At 72.3% G+C, this 16,569-nt stretch carries 15 protein-coding genes; 9 read left to right on the top strand and 6 right to left on the bottom strand.

Annotated features, from left to right (window positions below; translation table 11 throughout):
• Positions 1 to 11: 11 nt before the first annotated feature.
• Complete coding sequence (locus tag OO67_RS04230; protein WP_208860956.1) at positions 12 to 227, top strand: hypothetical protein; 216 nt, start codon at positions 12 to 14, stop codon at positions 225 to 227.
• A 64-nt stretch (positions 228 to 291) separates the two neighbouring features.
• Here the strand turns inward: OO67_RS04230 and OO67_RS04225 are convergent, their stop codons facing one another.
• Positions 292 to 1,743: an NCS2 family permease gene (locus OO67_RS04225; RefSeq protein WP_033297361.1), complete on the bottom strand. Its 1,452-nt coding sequence runs from the start codon at positions 1,741 to 1,743 to the stop codon at positions 292 to 294.
• A 174-nt stretch (positions 1,744 to 1,917) separates the two neighbouring features.
• On the opposite strand from OO67_RS04225, the gene OO67_RS04220 reads away from it, so the two are divergent.
• Together OO67_RS04220 and OO67_RS04215 are read left to right on the top strand one after the other, a co-directional pair.
• Positions 1,918 to 2,205: a DUF2530 domain-containing protein gene (locus OO67_RS04220; protein ID WP_033297354.1), complete on the top strand. Its 288-nt coding sequence runs from the start codon at positions 1,918 to 1,920 to the stop codon at positions 2,203 to 2,205.
• Positions 2,206 to 2,332: 127 nt separating this feature from the next.
• Positions 2,333 to 4,735 (top strand): HAD-IC family P-type ATPase, encoded by a 2,403-nt coding sequence (locus tag OO67_RS04215; protein ID WP_033297352.1) that lies wholly within the window; start codon positions 2,333 to 2,335, stop codon positions 4,733 to 4,735.
• Between the two features lie 4 nt (positions 4,736 to 4,739).
• Here the strand turns inward: OO67_RS04215 and OO67_RS04210 are convergent, their stop codons facing one another.
• The 3 genes from OO67_RS04210 to OO67_RS04200 form a co-directional block, all read right to left on the bottom strand.
• Entirely contained in the window at positions 4,740 to 5,606 is an 867-nt protein-coding gene (locus OO67_RS04210) for a DUF5707 domain-containing protein (protein WP_033297350.1), read from the bottom strand.
• A 453-nt stretch (positions 5,607 to 6,059) separates the two neighbouring features.
• Entirely contained in the window at positions 6,060 to 9,239 is a 3,180-nt protein-coding gene (locus tag OO67_RS04205; protein ID WP_033297348.1) for a sacsin N-terminal ATP-binding-like domain-containing protein, read from the bottom strand.
• A 183-nt stretch (positions 9,240 to 9,422) separates the two neighbouring features.
• Positions 9,423 to 10,355 (bottom strand): DUF3027 domain-containing protein, encoded by a 933-nt coding sequence (locus OO67_RS04200; RefSeq protein ID WP_208860955.1) that lies wholly within the window; start codon positions 10,353 to 10,355, stop codon positions 9,423 to 9,425.
• A gap of 452 nt (positions 10,356 to 10,807) precedes the next feature.
• Here OO67_RS04200 and OO67_RS04195 point away from each other — a divergent pair, with 452 nt between their 5' ends.
• Genes OO67_RS04195 through OO67_RS04180 form a run of 4 tightly spaced genes read left to right on the top strand, consistent with a single transcriptional unit; the run spans position 10,808 to position 14,361 of the window.
• A complete protein-coding gene (locus tag OO67_RS04195; protein WP_033297346.1) occupies positions 10,808 to 12,229 on the top strand; it encodes an MFS transporter in 1,422 nt (473 codons plus the stop codon).
• A gap of 27 nt (positions 12,230 to 12,256) precedes the next feature.
• Positions 12,257 to 12,739 (top strand): hypothetical protein, encoded by a 483-nt coding sequence (locus tag OO67_RS04190; RefSeq protein WP_033297344.1) that lies wholly within the window; start codon positions 12,257 to 12,259, stop codon positions 12,737 to 12,739.
• A 25-nt stretch (positions 12,740 to 12,764) separates the two neighbouring features.
• Positions 12,765 to 13,484 carry a futalosine hydrolase gene (locus OO67_RS04185; RefSeq protein ID WP_033297342.1) on the top strand — a complete coding sequence of 240 codons (720 nt, stop codon included), beginning with the start codon at positions 12,765 to 12,767 and terminating at the stop codon, positions 13,482 to 13,484.
• Positions 13,456 to 14,361 carry a 1,4-dihydroxy-6-naphtoate synthase gene (locus OO67_RS04180; RefSeq protein ID WP_033297341.1) on the top strand — a complete coding sequence of 302 codons (906 nt, stop codon included), beginning with the start codon at positions 13,456 to 13,458 and terminating at the stop codon, positions 14,359 to 14,361. Before OO67_RS04185 ends, OO67_RS04180 begins: the two co-directional genes overlap by 29 nt.
• A gap of 43 nt (positions 14,362 to 14,404) precedes the next feature.
• Here the strand turns inward: OO67_RS04180 and OO67_RS40425 are convergent, their stop codons facing one another.
• The gene (locus OO67_RS40425; protein WP_033297339.1) at positions 14,405 to 14,788 is read right to left on the bottom strand and encodes a cold-shock protein; all 384 of its coding nucleotides are present in this window, start codon (positions 14,786 to 14,788) and stop codon (positions 14,405 to 14,407) included.
• 165 nt (positions 14,789 to 14,953) lie between these two features.
• On the opposite strand from OO67_RS40425, the gene OO67_RS04170 reads away from it, so the two are divergent.
• A complete protein-coding gene (locus OO67_RS04170) occupies positions 14,954 to 15,190 on the top strand; it encodes a hypothetical protein (protein ID WP_033297337.1) in 237 nt (78 codons plus the stop codon).
• 61 nt (positions 15,191 to 15,251) lie between these two features.
• Here the strand turns inward: OO67_RS04170 and OO67_RS04165 are convergent, their stop codons facing one another.
• Positions 15,252 to 15,869, bottom strand: coding sequence for an HAD family hydrolase (locus OO67_RS04165; RefSeq protein ID WP_208860954.1), 618 nt, complete (start codon positions 15,867 to 15,869; stop codon positions 15,252 to 15,254).
• A 141-nt stretch (positions 15,870 to 16,010) separates the two neighbouring features.
• On the opposite strand from OO67_RS04165, the gene OO67_RS04160 reads away from it, so the two are divergent.
• The gene (locus tag OO67_RS04160) at positions 16,011 to 16,568 is read left to right on the top strand and encodes a hypothetical protein (RefSeq protein WP_033297332.1); all 558 of its coding nucleotides are present in this window, start codon (positions 16,011 to 16,013) and stop codon (positions 16,566 to 16,568) included.
• The last annotated feature ends 1 nt before the right edge of the window (position 16,569 follow it).

The raw sequence follows: 16,569 nt of genomic DNA, 5'->3' as shown, positions 1-16,569 counted from the left end.
CCCTGCTTGGCATGGGATCGACAGTGCTCAGCCTGCGCATAGACGGTGAGCTGCTCGACCGGCTCCGCCGGCACGCCGCCAGACGTGGCATGAGCGTCCAGGACTACGTGGTCCGAACGCTCGTGCGTGACGATTTCGACGAGCGCTTCCACGCGGCCGTCGACGAGACCGAGAAGTTCTACGGGGCGGAGCCCCGTCACGCGGACCCGGCCGACCGGGTCACATGACGGGGATCCGCCCCGCAGGGGTGGAGACGGGCGGGACGTCGCGGCAGGACGTCTCCGCAGGCGCTTACGTGAGGCCGAGCGCCGGCATCGCGTAGTAGAAGACGAAGACCGCGGACACCACGTACATGGCCGTCGGGACCTCCCGGCCGCGCCCCGCCGCCAGGCGCATCACGCTGAAGGCGATGCAGCCGACGCCGATGCCGTTGGTGATCGAGTACGTGAGCGGCATCATCAGCATGGCCATGAAGGCCGGGATGGCGAGCGTGAAGTCGCTCCAGTCGACGTCCCGCACATTGCCCGCGAGGATCAGGAACCCGACCGCGACGAGCGCCGGAGTGGCCGCCTGCGACGGGACCATCGTCGCCAGCGGCGTCAGGAGCAGCGCCACCGAGAAGAGCAGTCCGCTCACCACACTCGCGAGCCCGGTACGGGCGCCCTCGCCGACGCCCGCCGTGGACTCCACGAAGCAGGTCGACGCGGAGGAGGAGCTCACGCCACCCGCGGCGACGGCGACACCGTCGACGAGCAGGACCTTGTTGATGCCCGGGAAGTTCCCGTCCTTGTCCATCAGCTTCGCCTCGTCGCCGACACCGAGGATGGTGCCCATCGCGTCGAAGAAGCAGGACAGCAGCACGGTGAAGACGAAGAGGATGCCGGTCAGGAGTCCGACCTTCCCGAAGCCGCCGAACAGGCTGACCTGTCCGAGCAGGCCGAAGTCCGGCGACGAGACGGGATTGCCCGGCCACTCGGGGACCGTGAGCCCCCAGGCACCGGCCGGCAGGTCGGCGACCGCCTCGATGACCAGCGCGACGACGGTCATGACGACGATGGAGAGCAGGATGGCGCCCGGCACCTTGCGGACGATCAGCGCGAGGGTCAGCAGCGTGCCGAGGACGAAGACGAGGACGGGCCAGCCGTTGAGGTGGCCGTCGCTGCCGAGCTGGAGCGGCACGGTGGTGTGCGCGGCGTCCGGGATGCGCGAGACGAAGCCGGAGTCGACCAGGCCGACCAGCAGCACGAAGAGGCCGATGCCGATCGCGATGCCCTTGCGCAGCGACCGCGGCACGGCGTTCATCACGCGCTCACGGAGCCCGGTCGCGACCAGCAGCATCACGACGATGCCCGCCAGGACGACCATGCCCATCGCGTCCGGCCAGCTCATGCGGGGGGCGAGCTGGAGTGCCACGACGGTGTTGACGCCGAGACCGGCGGCGAGCGCGATCGGCACGTTGCCGATCACACCCATCAGGAGCGTGGAGAAGGCAGCCGCCAGCACGGTGGCCGTGACGAGCTGGCCGCCGTCGAGCTGATTCCCGTACATGTCCTTCGCGCTGCCGAGAATGATCGGGTTGAGCACGATGATGTACGCCATCGCGAAGAACGTGGCGAAACCACCACGGACCTCACGCGCGACCGTCGACCCCCGCTCGGAGATCTTGAAGTAACGATCAAGGACGCCGTGAGGCTGCTGCGGCGTCGGCGGCTGATCGACCGGAGCGGTGGCCGAGGAGGACATGTATGACCTTCAGTCGTGCATCGAGGGGGAAAAGCAGTCAAATTTGGATGTTCACACGAATAATTCGAGTCACCCACAAGCAGATTCAGTATGAATACATAAGTGGAAGATCGCTATCTCCGCGCGTAGATCCTTGGGCCGACTGGCCTGCGGCACCCCGGCTAGACTGACCACATGGAGAAGTGGACACCCAAGCACGAGGCGCCCGAGCCCCTGGAGGGGCCTGTCGTCGCCACCGTCACCGGCGGCACGATCCTCTGGTTCGTCCTCTTCCTCGTGCAGGTCCCCTTCTACGGCTGGTTCGACGACCGCGGGCACGCCTGGTGGATCTGGGTCTGCCTGGCCGGTGCCGGCCTGGGCCTCATCGGCATCTGGTACGTCCGGGGACGGGACGCCGCGCTGAAGAGGGCCGCCGCGCAGGCCGCCGCCGAGGAGTCCGCACCCGACGGCGTGCGCCACTGACCCCTGGCCGCCACCCGTCCGGCCTCTCCCCCTGACGTACGACCGTGGGACCATTCCGGTCCTCCCCCGGTCGGAACTTCCCGCGCCCGGCGGGTGAACCATCCCTTCCGCCCGTACGGTCGGAGTCATGACGCAGCGGGCACTCGACTCCTTCGGCGAGCAGCCGGACCCCATGGAGACCCCTCCCGGCCCGCAGGGCGGGCTGACCACGGCCGAGGTCGCCGAGCGGGTCGCTCGGGGTGAGGTCAACGACGTACCGGTCCGCTCGTCCCGCTCCGTCACCGAGATCGTCCGCGCGAACGTCCTCACCCGGTTCAACCTGATCATCGGCGTGCTCTGGGTGATCATGCTGTTCGTCGCGCCGATCCAGGACAGCCTCTTCGGCTTCGTGATCATCGCGAACACCGGTATCGGCATCGTCCAGGAGTGGCGCGCCAAGAAGACCCTGGACAGCCTCGCGGTGATCGGCGAGGCGAAACCGACCGTCCGGCGCGACGGGGCCTCAGCCGAGGTCTCCGTCTCCGAGATCGTCCTCGGCGACCTGGTCGAGCTGGGCCCCGGGGACAAGGCCGTCGTCGACGGGACGGTCGTCGAGGCCGACAGCCTGGAGATCGACGAGTCGCTCCTGACCGGTGAGGCCGACCCCGTCGTCAAGCGGCCCGGTGACCCGGTGATGTCGGGCAGCTTCGTCGTCGCGGGCGGCGGGGCGTTCACCGCCACCAAGGTTGGCCGCGAGGCCTACGCCGCGCAGCTCGCCGAGGAGGCGTCCCGCTTCACCCTCGTGCAGTCCGAGCTCCGCAGCGGCATCAGCACCATCCTCAAGTACGTGACGTGGATGATGGTGCCGACGGCGATCGGGCTCATCGTCAGCCAGCTGGTCGTCAAGGACAACAACTTCAAGGACTCGGTGGCCCGCACGGTCGGCGGCATCGTCCCGATGATCCCCGAGGGCCTGGTCCTGCTCACCTCGGTCGCCTTCGCGATCGGGGTCATCAGGCTCGGCCGCAAGCAGTGCCTCGTGCAGGAGCTGCCCGCCATCGAGGGCCTGGCGCGGGTCGACATCGTCTGCCTGGACAAGACCGGCACCCTCACCGAGGGCGGCATGGACGTCACCGAGGTCCGCCCGCTGAACGGCTCCGATCCGGATCACGTCCGCCGCGTCCTGGGCGCACTCGGCGCCTCCGACCCACGGCCCAACGCCAGCCTCCAGGCCATCGTCGACGCCTGCCCGGACGGCGAGGGCTGGGGCGTCACCCAGGCCGTGCCCTTCTCCTCGGCCCGCAAGTACAGCGGCGCCGCCTTCACCGAGGACGACGGGGCCGCGTCCGCCTGGCTGCTCGGCGCCCCCGATGTGCTGCTGCCGGCCGACGACCCGGCCCTCGCGGAGACCGGCCACCTCAACGAGCAGGGGCTGCGGGTCCTGCTCCTCGCCCGGGTACGGGGCGAGCTGGACGCCCCGGACGCCGCCTCCGGCGCCGTACCCACCGCGCTCGTCGTCCTGGAGCAGCGGCTGCGTCCCGACGCCGGGGAGACCCTGGCCTACTTCGACGACCAGGACGTCGCCGCGAAGGTCATCTCCGGCGACAACGCCGTGTCGGTCGGCGCGGTGGCCCAGAAGCTGGGGCTGCCGGGTGCCGAACACACCCTTGACGCCCGCCGGCTGCCCGAGGACCGCGACGACATGGCCACGGAGATCGAGCGGAACGCGGTCTTCGGCCGGGTCACCCCGCAGCAGAAGCGGGACATGGTCGCGGCTCTCCAGTCACGCGGGCACACGGTCGCGATGACCGGCGACGGCGTCAACGACGTGCTCGCGCTGAAGGACGCCGACATCGGTGTCTCGATGGGCTCGGGCTCCGAGGCGACCCGCGCGGTGGCCCAGATCGTGCTGCTGAACAACAGCTTCGCGACGCTTCCCTCGGTCGTGGCCGAGGGCCGCCGGGTCATCGGCAACATCACCCGCGTCGCCACACTGTTCCTGACGAAGACCGTCTACTCGGTGCTGCTGGCGATCCTGGTGGTCTGCTTCCAGGTGGAGTACCCGTTCCTGCCACGGCATCTCACGCTGCTGTCCACACTCACGATCGGCGTCCCCGCCTTCTTCCTGGCGCTCGCCCCCAACAAGGAGCGGGCCCAGCCGCACTTCGTACGCCGCGTCATGCGGTACGCGATCCCGTCCGGGGTCATCGCGGCGGCGGCCACCTTCACCACCTATCTGGTGGCCCGGCACCACTACGCCGGTCAGGGAGCGCTGGACGCCGAGACGAGCGCGGCGACGCTCACGCTGTTCCTGGTCTCCATGTGGGTCCTGGCGATCATCGCCCGCCCCTACACGTGGTGGCGGGTCGCCCTCGTGGCGACGATGGGCCTGTGCTTCCTCGTCGTGCTCGCGGTGCCCTGGCTCCAGGACTTCTTCGCGCTGAAGCTGGTGGGCACCACCATGCCCTGGGCCGCGGTGGGGATCGCGGCGGTCGCGGCGGCCGTCCTGGAGTTCACCTGGCGCATGGTCGGCCGCCGCTTCCGCTCGTAGCTGACTACTTCACGTCGACGAAGTCACCCGCGGCCGTGACGGTCGGGGTGGTGGACGTACCGGCGAAGCTGTAGCGCCAGTAGCCGTCCACGGACGCCTTGACGGTGGTCTTCAGCGCACCGGTGCTGTTCGACTTGATGGTCTTGACGGTGGTGTAGGTGCTGCTGGTCTTCTTGCGGAACTGCAGCTTGACGGCCTGGGTGGCGTAGCCCTTGTACGTGCCGGTCTCCCAGTTGGCACGCGAGAGCTTGCCGGTGACCGTGAGGGTCTTGCCCTTCTTGACGGGCTCCGGGGAGGCGTTGACGGTCACCTTGGAGAGGCGCTGGACCCGGGCCTTGGAGTGGTAGTCGTTCCAGGCGACCGAGCTCTGGTCACCGGCGAGCGCACCGGCGGTGACGTGCCAGGTGCCGGCGAGCGCGTTCTTGTACAGGTCCTCGCCGGGGACGATCGTGATCGTCATCTTGCAGGTGGCGGTGGTGGCGCTGGAGTTGGTGCAGGTCGCGGCGTCCTCGTTCGGCATCACCCACCCGTCGACGTCCGTCTCGACGTCGGAGCCGTGCCACAGGTCGACGTATCCGTCGGCTATGCCGGACGGGTGCGAGGCGGTGATGGAGACGCTGATCTTCTTCGAGGCCGTGGTACCGAGGACGATGTCCTTGCCGCCGTTGACGACGACCTTCGAGATCACGGGCTCGGTCACGGCGGCGCGCGCCGCCGCGCGCGGGGTCTTGGCCCCGAGGCCGAACGCCTCGGCCGCGGTGGGCTTGTCCAGGCTCGGAACGGCCTGTTCGCCCGCCTGCGCCGCCGGAACGGCGAGAGCGGACAGAGCCAGGGCGCCGGAAACAGCGGCGACAGTGGCACGAATACGCATGTGTTCCCCAGGTGGAGAAAGGGGGGCCGCGGCAAGTCCCTCGTCCGACGGTCCCCATGTGGTCTGTGAGTCTGCTGACTCCACAGATCAGACGGTTCACCCTCGTGAAAGGTTGTGTTCTTCCAGCGACTTTCCTGTGAAGATCACATCGACATGGCCCAGCGCAGGAGCAGACCGATGATCGACCCGCCCACCGGGATCACCGGAATCGCGGGAGCGGCGCCGTCGTTCGCCGCCGGCCGGCCCCTCCGCAGGCGGAAGCACGCGTTCCGGGGAGCAGTACGGAACCTACGAGCGATTCCGCGGCCAGGTGGTCGGGGCCGGGGGTCCGCGCCGTCCGCGACACGCGAGGTGACGTCACGGTCGAGGCCGTCCGCGACCGCCACCCGCTCGCCCCGCCCGCCGACGCGATCCGGTACGTCAAGGAGCTGTGAGCCCCCGAGGCCGGTCCGCTCAGTCGAACCAGCGGTCCCTGGCCAGCTCCTCCGTGCGGGACGGGTCCTCCAGCAGGGCCGCCACCTCGAAGCGGCGCGGCCACTGGCCGGCCGCCCAGGCGAGACCGGCCGCCACGCCCTCCACCGTGGACGCGTGCACCACACCGTCCGGGGTGCGGCGCCAGTCCAGCTCGACGCCTCCGGCACGGAGTTCGCCGTGTTCGACGTAGGTGTCGGGGGTCCCCGCGCCGAGCAGGATCCGTACGGAGTCCGGCACCTGGTGCTCCTCGCCCTCCGTCGTCACCACGGCCTCGACGCTCTCTCCGAGCCGCCGTACCTGGAGCAGGTCCGCCAGCTCCGCCGCCCGCGCCGGGGCCACCGGCAGCAGCGGGAGACCGCCGGTCAGCGGCAACAGGTCGGGGGCGTCGGCGATCACGACGTCCGCCGCGTCGGCGACCCGCACCTCGTCGTCCACGACGGCCCGCAACTCGTCGGGCAGCGTGACCTGTTCGGGGTCCAGCTCGGCGAGCGCCGTGTAGAGCGAATGCAGCTGTACGGGCCCGACGGGACGCTCCTCGTCGGCGAGCCGGCCCAGCAGCTCCGCCGCCCCGCCCGGCTCGTCCAGGAGCGCGGCCACCGAGGTCCGTACGCCGAGGGCGCGCAGCACCTGCGCGTCGTCGAAGCCCGTCGCGTCGGCGGAGTCGTACAGGCCCGCCAGGCGCGGGTCACCGCCCGCAGCGCGCAGGCCGGCCGGGCGGCGGCCGCCCAGCACGGGGTGATCGCGCAGCCACCACGCGGTGTAGGGCCGCACCGACTGGGTCGTACCGTCCGGGAGCAGCACGCGTACCGGCTGGGTGAGCGCGTCCCGCAGCGGCGGCCGGGCGAGCATCGCCAGCGCCTGCGGCCAGGCGTCGTCGTCGACGAGGTCCAGGTCACGCACGGCGACGAGCTCGGTGACGACGGGCGGCACGGGGGTGTCCGGAAGCTGGTCCAGGACGTCCTCGCACCACACGTCGACGGCGTCGAGCAGCCCGGGGTCGTCGGGCTCGGCGAAGTCGCTGTCGCGGGGCTCCAGTTCATCCGGGTCCAGGACGACGTCGGTGGCGCGTACGAGGGCGAAGGTGGCCAGCACCCCGCAGGCGGTCAGGGGCTGTTCGCCCCAGCGCTCGGCCAGCTCCGCGTCGCAGAGGGCGAGTTCACCCTCACGCATCACCTGGGCGAACGGGCTGCCGGGGAGTACGAGTTCACCGGCGGGCGCCGGTTCGCCGTCCTCGTCGGGCAGGGCGAGCGCGCCCAGCCAGGGTTCTTCGCCCGGCGCGAGGTCGGCGTCACGCACGAGCGTGAGGACGGTGTCGGCGAGCTCGTCCCCGTCCAGCGCGTCCTCGTCCCAGATCTCGCCCGCGTCCAGCGAACCGGCCACGGCGGCCCTGACCTGCGGGGTCCGCAGGACGGCGCGGGGGGTGGCGGGCACGGCGCCCAGCTTCTCCAGGAGGGGGTGGGCGGCGTCCGGGTGGGCGACCTTCAGTCCGAGCCGGGCCAGCCGGGCGAGAACCGGCGAGGCCGGTGCGTCCGGCAGCGGAAGGAGGACCTGGCGGGGGCCGATGGTGGTGCGGGGCGGCGCGTCCACCGAGCCCGCGAGGGGCACGGGCAGTCCGGTGAGCCGGTCGGGGTCGACGCCGGCCAGGCTGTCGTACAGCCGCCGCCACCAGTCAGGGGCACGCTCCAGGCCGGCCAGCCGGTCGACGGCCTCGGTCAGCGGGATCCGGGCGACGCCGAGCGTGCGCAGCTCGGTGCGGCGCTCCAGCCCGGCGGGCAGCAGGCACGGGAGCACCTCCGCGAGGACCCGTACGGTTGCGTCGCCCACCCCCTCCACGACCTCGGCCTCGACCGGCCGCAGCGCGGTCGTCCCCGGGCGCGGGGCCCCTGCACCGTCCCAGTCGTCCCACTGGCCGGCGGCCTCGGCCGGGTCCCGGGGCGCGGCGGGCTCCAGGAACGCCACCCGTGGCAGCCGCTCCAGGATCGCGGCCCGCAGGGCGCCGTCGAGCTGCCCCTTTCCGAGCATCCCCGGCACCAGCGCGATCGTGGCGACGGACACGGGCTCCCAGCCGGCGAGCAGTTCGGCGTACGCGTCGGCCGCACGCTCCACGAGGAAATCGGTCAGCGGGCCCGGCGCGGGGTGCCGGCGGGTGGTGTCGAGCGGCAGGGAGGCGATCAGCAGCGCGGGGACGCCGAGGGGCTCGTCGGTGGGTGTGGGGGCGTGCACGACGGGTGCCGTACGGGGGTGCTGGGGCGCGCCGTCCTCTCCGACGGGCACGGCCCACGTCACCGACCAGTGCGGGCGCAGCCGTTCCTCCACGGGCCGGTCGGCCAGCAGGGCGGGCTCCAGGGCGCCGTGGGCGGCGACGGTGCGCCAGCGGTGGAGGCCGCGGACGGAGTCGTCGACGTGCGTGTAGGGGCCGTGCTGGGAGCGGAGCAACGTGCGTACCCCGTCGGGGGTTTCGATCACGACCTCGTCGAGGCCGGGCAGCGTGAGGAGCAGCGCGTCGTCGACACCGTCGAGCAGTCTGCCCACGAGGTCCTCCGCGACGCCGTCGCGGAGGGGCAGGACGACGACGGTGTCGTAACCGTCGGGCGCGGTGCCCTCGGCGGGCAGCGGGAGCCGGAGCAGCGGCACGTGTCCGTCGCGGCGGCGCAGCTCGTCGCCGAGGCCGGGGCTGCCGACGGCCGCCTGCCGCGCGAGGTCGCGTGCCTCGGCGAGGGACCAGCGGACGCCGCCGTGGCGGCCGACGACGGCGGGCTCGTCGCTGACGGCCAGCACGGCGGCGAAACCGACGCCGAAGCGGCCGACGGCCGACTCGTGGCCCTCACGCTTGGCGGACGCCCGCAGCGTGCTGAGGGACTCGACGCCGGTCGCGTCGAGAGGGGCACCCGTGTTGGCGGCGGCCAGAACGGCGGGGGTGCCGGCGCCCGCCGCGTGCAGGGTGAGGCGGAGCCGGCCGGGGACACCGGCGCGGGCGGCGGCGTCGGCGGCGTTCTGGGCCAGCTCGACGACCAGGCGGTCGCGGTAGCCGCCGAGGGCGAGGTCCTCCTCGGCGTTGGCGTCCTCACGGAAGCGGGCGGGGCCCGCGCCCCAGGCGTCCAGCACGCCGCGCCGCAGTCGTGCCGTCCCGAACGGATCGGCCCCCTCGGTCGCATTCATGCCCACGCTCGTACTCCGCTCTTCCGGTGACCCGTGACGCCCAGTGTGCGCCCGAAGGTACCGCGAGCGGTAAGAGCCCGTGTCCGCCACCGCCCCTGGCGGGGCCGGTCATGGGTCGTCCCCGGACGAAGCCGCGCCGGGGCGCGGGCCCGGCGACGACGCCGGACCGCGCGGACGAGGGCGTCAGGAGTGGCCCAGGTCCTCCGTCGAGCCGTCCGGCTGGACCGGGACCGAGCCCGAGTCGGCTGCCGGGCGCAGCGAGTAGTCGTCCACCTGCATGGTGTCCAGGGCGTGCGGCGTCGGCTTCGGCGGCTTCGGCATGACCGCCGCCTCGGAGTGCCCGCCGCAGCCGTACGACAGGGAGACCACCCGGCCGTCCGCGGGAGCGAACTCGTTCGCACAGACCCCGAAGGCCTGCTTCAGCGAGCCCGCCATCGGCACCAGGAAGGCACACGTGACGCACGACGCCGGAGCCGCCTGCGCCATGGGCGTCTTCGCCCCGAACTCCTCGTCCCACCGGTCCGCGGCCAGCCGGAGGCCGTACCGGGAGAGCACCCGTGCGCGCCGCGTGCCGAGCTCGTCCGCGACCGCGGCGATCGAGCCGCGGCGCGTCGTGGGCAGCGTCGTCAGCTCCGCGTCCTCCACGTCGGCGAGGGCGGCCAGCTCCTGGGAGACCTCGGAGACGGCGGAGTTCGGCAGGGGCTCGTCCTCGCCCGTCCAGCCGGGCTCCAGGCGTGGGTCCTCCGCCTCGGTGGGCAGGAGGTCGCCGGGGCCCATGTCGCCGGGCCGCAGGCGTTCGCTCCAGGGCACCCACTCGGGGGCGAGGATCGCGTCGGAGCCGGGCAGCAGCACCGTTTCGTCAAGGGTGACGTTCCTGGCGCGGGAGGCTCTGGCTACCGTCACCGCCCAGCGCCAGCCCCGGTAGCCGGGCTCCTTGGACTCGAAGTAGTGAGTGACGACCCGGTCCCCTTCGGAGACGAGGCCCACGTGCTCACCCACCACTCCTGGCGCGGCAGCTTCCTCCGCCGCCGCGCGCGCGAGGTCTACCGCCTCGGCGCACAGACGGTCGGGGGCGGGGGTACGGGCCGTACGGCTTCGCGTCGTCGCAGCACTCACAGGTCTCGCTTCTCTCCATACGCCGTCTCACGAGCGCGCCAGCAGCTCCATCGATGTCCGATTTCGGCCATGACAGTTGTGAGCGGAGCGGACCTGGGGGCCGCGTCGACGTCCACACCCGTTGTGCCTGCCTCGGGCGCGCCTTCTGCCACCCATTCTGCGGGATCGCGGAGAGACGCGCGGCCAAGAACAACCGCCGGTGGCGCGTGAGTGCACGCTACCCTCTCTGCCGCCCCGCGCCCACCTGCCCGTCCCAAACAGGCACGGAACCCTTCCGGGACCGGCGTCCGGGCCGCCGTCGGACGGAGGTGGATTCGCCCGGGACCGTCGGTGCATCCCGGCCATTTCCCGGCTGCTCCGCGGCCGGGGACGACTCGCCCGACGGAGCGGACGCCGCCACGCCCCGGCCGATCATGGGTTCGTTACGGCAGGGGGTGGGGCACTATGACCACGTGGCTGCCGCCAGGTCCTCCGACGGGTCCGGTCCGCTCCGCAGGGCGTGCCGGGCGATGGGGCGTGTCCTGCGCGCCCCGTTCACGGGCACCGCGCGGGGGATCAGGAAGGCGACCCACGCCCATGGGGCGGGTGAGTCCGGCCTCGGCAAGCTGATCGAGCTGCACGCGGTCAACGGCGCCGGCGACGTCATGATCACGGTGGCGCTCGCCTCGACCGTGTTCTTCTCCGTACCGACGGACGAGGCGCGCGGGCGCGTCGCGCTCTACCTGGCCGTGACGATGGCCCCCTTCACCCTGCTCGCCCCGGTGATCGGCCCCCTCCTGGACCGTCTGCCGCACGGCCGCCGCGCCGCGATGGCCGGTGCGATGTTCGCCCGCGCCGTTCTCGCGATCACGATGTCGGGCGCGGTGGCCACGGGCGGCCTGGAGCTCTATCCGGCGGCCCTGGGTGTCCTGGTCTGCTCCAAGGCGTACGGCGTGGTGCGCAGTGCGGTCGTACCCCGCCTCCTGCCACCCCGCTTCTCCCTGGTGAAGGCCAATTCACGGGTCACACTGGCCGGTCTGCTGGCCACGGGGATCGCCGCACCGATCGGGGCGGGGCTCCAGACCATCGGGTCCCCCTGGCCGCTCTACGGGGCCTGCACGATCTTCCTCGGCGGGACCGTCCTCGCCTTCACCCTGCCCCACAAGGTCGACTCCGCGAAGGGCGAGCGCAAGGCCCGTCTCGCCGTCCCGCACGAGGAGGCGCCCCGCCCGGTCGCCGCCACCGGCGGGAAGAAGGGCGGCAGGACCGGCAGCACCAGGAACGGGCGGGACAGGCCGCCTGGGCTGCGGTCCGTCGGGCCGTCCGTCCTGCACGGCCTCCAGGCCAACGCCGCGCACCGCGCGCTCTCCGGCTTCCTCATCTTCTTCCTGGCGTTCCTGCTGCGCGAGCACCCCCTGGCGGGGCAGAGCGCCGCCGTCTCGCTCGGCATCGTGGGCGTCGCGGCCGGCACCGGCAACGCCTGCGGCACGGCCGTGGGCTCATGGCTCAGGGCACGCGGCCCCGAGGTGATCGTCGCGACGGTGCTGGGGCTCGCCCTGGGGGTCGCCGTGCTCACCGCGGTCCTCTTCAGCACGGTGATGGTCGCCGCTCTCGCCGCTGTCGCCGGTTTCACCCAGGCCCTGTCGAAGCTGTCGCTGGACGCGATGATCCAGCGCGACGTGCCGGAGGAGGTGCGCACCTCGGCGTTCGCCCGGTCGGAGACACTGCTCCAGATGTCGTGGGTCGCCGGCGGCGCGATCGGCATCGCGCTGCCCCTCAACGGAGTACTCGGCATGTCCGTCGCCGCCGGGCTCCTCGCACTCGGCGCCGCCGCCTCCGTACGGGGCCTCCTGGGGGCCGCACGGCGCGGCTCACCGCACCCGCGCGTGGCGTGAGCGGTGCCGACCGATAACCTTCGGCGCATGACCGTTGCGTTCTTCTCCGGTAAGGGCCGTCGAATCGGCGTCGCTCTTGGTGCCGTGTCCGCGGGACTCCTTGTCCTGTCCGCCTGCGACAAGCCGACGCCGCTCGCCACCGTGACGGTCGGCGGGGACTCGGTGAGCACCGAGGCCTCCTGCTACAACGACGGCAAGGCCCTCAAGGAGTCCGAGATCCAGGGCTGCCTGAACAAGAAGGCGGAGAAGTCCGTCGACGTCGCGATGGACGACAAGGTCCGCTTCGGCGTCGACCCCGAGGTCGCGGACAACGGCTGGACCCTCTTCATCAACGGCCAGCAGGCCGAGCAGGAGCCGTACAAGAGGACCTACCGCTCGATCCCCGGCAGCGCCTTCTTCGCCAGCCAGACGGGCGAGACCACGGCGGACAAGACGCAGATCAGCATCGTCGAGACCAAGGGTCAGAAGCTCACGGGCATCTGGCACTTCCAGCTCACGAAGACGTCCTGACCCCCTGAACCCGAGGACGACCGCTGTGCGGGTGCTTGTCGTGACCGCTGTCCCGGCCGAACGGGACGCGGTCACGCGTGCGTTCGGGGGTGGGCCCGGGATGCGTGAGGTGCCCGGCGCCGAGCTGCACCGGGCCGGCCCGTTCGACGTCCTGGCGGGCGGCGTGGGTCCGGCCGCCGCGGCGGCGGCCACCGCCTTCGCGCTCGCCGCCGCGCCCCTCTCGGCTCCGTACGCGCTGGTCGTCTCAGCCGGCATCGGCGGCGGATTCGCACCCGCCGCGCCCGTCGGCTCCCTCGTCGTGGCGACCGGCATCGTCGCCGCGGACCTGGGCGCCGAGACCCCCGACGGCTTCGTGCCGGTCACCGGTCTCGGCTTCGGCAGGGACACCTTCCTGCCGCCCGAGGCCCTCGTGCGGGACGTCGCGGAGGCGACCGGCGCCGTCCCGGGCCCCGTCCTCACCGTCTCCACCGTGACCGGGAGCGCGGCCCGCGCAGCCGAGCTGCTGGCGGCGCACCCCGGAGCCCTCGCCGAGGCCATGGAGGGCTTCGGCGTCGCGGAGGCCGGCGACCGGTTCGGCGTCCCGGCGCTGGAGCTCCGGGCCGTCTCGAACACCGTGGGGCCGCGCGACCGCGAGGCCTGGCGCATCGGCGACGCCCTGGCGGCGCTCACCGGGGCGTTCGGGAAGACCGCACCCGTAGTGGAAAGTTGGAACCGGCATGACCGACTCGACCGACACCGTGACTGACCCCGCGACCGGCACCGGAGGAGCACCGCTCCCCGCGCTGCGGATCGCGTTCTCGCCGTGCCCGAACGACACCTTCGTCTTCGACGCCTGGGCGCACGGAAGGGTCCCCGGGGCGCCCGCCCTCGACGTCACCTTCGCCGACATCGACCTCACCAACGGCATGGCCGAGCGCGGCGAGTTCGACGTGCTGAAGGTGTCGTACGCCGTCCTGCCGTGGGTTCTCGACGAATACGCGCTGCTGCCGTGCGGCGGCGCTCTGGGGCGTGGCTGCGGGCCGCTCGTCCTCACCAGGGAGCCCGGCACGGACCTGACGGGGAAGACCGTCGCCGTGCCGAGCGAGCGCTCCACCGCCTATCTGCTGTTCCGGCTGTGGGCCGCCGAGGTCGTGCCGGACGGCGTGGGCGAGATCGTCGTCATGCCGTTCGACGAGATCATGCCCGCGGTGCGTGACGGCCGCGTGGACGCCGGGCTCGTGATCCACGAGGCCCGTTTCACCTACCGGAACTACGGCCTGCACAGTCTCGCCGACATGGGCGAGCACTGGGAGGCGACCACCGGCCTGCCGATCCCGCTCGGTGCGATCATCGCCAGGCGCTCGCTGGGCGAGGAGACACTGAACCGGCTGGCGGAGTCGATCCGCACGTCGGTGCGGATGGCCTGGGACGATCCGGAGCGTTCGCGCCCGTACGTCCTGGAGCACGCCCAGGAGATGGACCCGGCCGTGGCCGACCAGCACATCGGGCTCTACGTGAACGAGTTCACGGCGGACCTCGGGGAGAGCGGCTACGCGGCGGTCCGCGGCCTGCTGACCCGGGCGGCGGCCGAGGGCCTCGTACCGGCGCTGGCCCCGGACGCGTTCTCCGTCACCGCGCGCTGACCGGGCGGGCCCGCCCGGCCGTGGCGGGCCCGCCCGGATCGGCTCAGACGTCGAGCTGGTCGGCCACGGCCCTCAGCAGGCCGGCGATCTTCGCGCCCGCCGCCTTGTCGGGGTAGCGGCCCCGCTCCAGCATCGGCGTGATGTTCTCCAGCACCGTCGTCAGGTCCTGGACGATCGAGGCGAGCTCGTCCGGCTTCCGCCGCTGCGCGGCGGCCACGGACGGCGTGGGGTCGAGAATCACCACGGAGAGGGCCTGGTCACCGCGCTGGCCCGCGACCACACCGAACTCGACGCGCTGACCGGGCTTGAGCGCCTCGACGCCGGCCGGGAGTACGGAGGAGTGGACGAAGACGTCGGCGCCGTCGTCGCGCGAAAGAAAGCCGAAGCCCTTTTCCGAATTGAACCATTTGACCTTACCCGTGGGCACGTCTGTCCTCGTCCTCGTACTCGTCGGTGTGCGGGAGAGCCGCGAAACGGCTCCGGATAGCAGTACAGCGGGTCTCCGACCCGCCATGCCCCAGGCTAATGGGCCGGGGACCGGACACAAGACGTCGCCGAATGGTTCCGCCGAGCTGGGAACTACCCTGACCGGGTGAGTACTACTCCTTCCGGCGCAGGCGACCGGCTCGTACAGGTCGGCGCGATCGTCTTCTTCATCGGCGCACTGGCCACCATGGTCACCGTGGCCCCACTGTTCCTGGGCACCGACCCGTTCCCGCCCATCGCCTACGCGGTGTGCATGCTGATGGGCCTGGGGTTCCTGATCGCGGCCGCGGGGGTGGTGCGGTCCGTGTGGCAGAGCTCCCCGAAGCGCGCCGCCACGAGGTGACCCCGTAGCGGTCGGCGCGCGTCACCTCCGGGCCGCGGGGGAGAGCCCCCGCCCGTACGTCTCACGCCGCCGCGAAGGCCCGCAGCCAGGCGGGGAAGGCCGTGAGGTCCGGCAGGATCACGTCGGCGCCGGCCGCCCGCAGCTCCTCCTCGTCGCACGGGCCGGTGGTGACACCGACCGACACGGCGTTCGCCGCGTGTGCGCCCCGTACGTCCCCGGTGTGGTCGCCGACGTAGATCCGCGCGCCGTGCTCCAGGAGTGCTTCCGCCTTCGCCTCGGCCCAGAGGCCGCCCGTCAGGATGTCCGCCCCGATGCCGAGGTGCGCGAGGTGGAGCTTGGCGTTCGGTTCGTACTTCGCGGTGACGACCATCGCCCGCCCGCCGAGCGCCTGGACGGCCTCGACGGCCTCCCTGGCACCGGGGAGCGCGACCGAGGGCGTGATCGCCGTGTCCGGGTAGATCGCGCGGTAGCGGTCGCAGGCCTCGGCGACCGCGTCGGCCGGGAACCAGTTGGCCACCTCGTCCTGGAGCGGCGGGCCGAGCCGGCTGACGACCAGGTCGGTGTCGATGTACACACCCGTCTCGGCGGACAGTGTCTCGTAGGCGACCTTGATGCCGGGCCGGGAGTCGATGAGCGTCATGTCGAGGTCGAATCCGACCGTCAGGGTGTGTGCGGGCATGACACCCATTGTGCAGACCGCCCCGGCCCGGGTGACCTGCCGTCCGTCCCGGCGGGCCGCGAGCGCGGCAGGCGCCGGTGGAGACCTGCCGCGCGGTGTGCAGAATCACCGCACCCGCCCCCTCCTGCCGAGGAATGAGACGTGACCCCGCACTCCCTGGCCTTCTACGTCCACACCGTCACCACCGGCACCCTCCTCGGCCTTCGCCCTGCCGACTCCCCCGACCGTGTCTCCTCGGTCCTGGGGACGGACTTCGCCGAGAACGCCTTTGGGCGGCAGGCGATGTTCCGTGACTACGGACTGGCCGAGTTCCACTGGCACCGGGCCCGGGCGGGCGATCCCTGGGCGGGTCACCACTTCAGCATCGAGGTGCACCGGCTGGCCCGTCGTGACAGGACGATCCCGGGCGAGGTGCTCCGTTCCCGCTACGGGCGCTTCGCGCCCCGGCTCCGGTTCGAGAAGCTGCGGCGCCTGCTGGACCGGCGCGGCGTCCCCCTGGTGGAGATCCCGGAGCACCCGGGGAACGCCCCCCACCACCGCACGTTCTGGCAGCCCGGCTCGCGGACGGCTGTCTCGTACATCGCCGTCCACGGCGAGTACAGCACGCCCGGCACCCTGCGGGTCGGTGACGTGTACAAGATCCAGGCCCCCGTGACCGGCCAGGAGGTGGAGCTGCGCAGGGAACGGACCCGCGGCTGAG

This window comes from Streptomyces atroolivaceus (genome assembly GCF_000717025.1).
Taxonomy (GTDB): domain Bacteria; phylum Actinomycetota; class Actinomycetes; order Streptomycetales; family Streptomycetaceae; genus Streptomyces; species Streptomyces atroolivaceus.
Note: the sequence above shows the minus strand (reverse complement) of the source record. Positions and strands in the feature narration are given on the sequence as shown.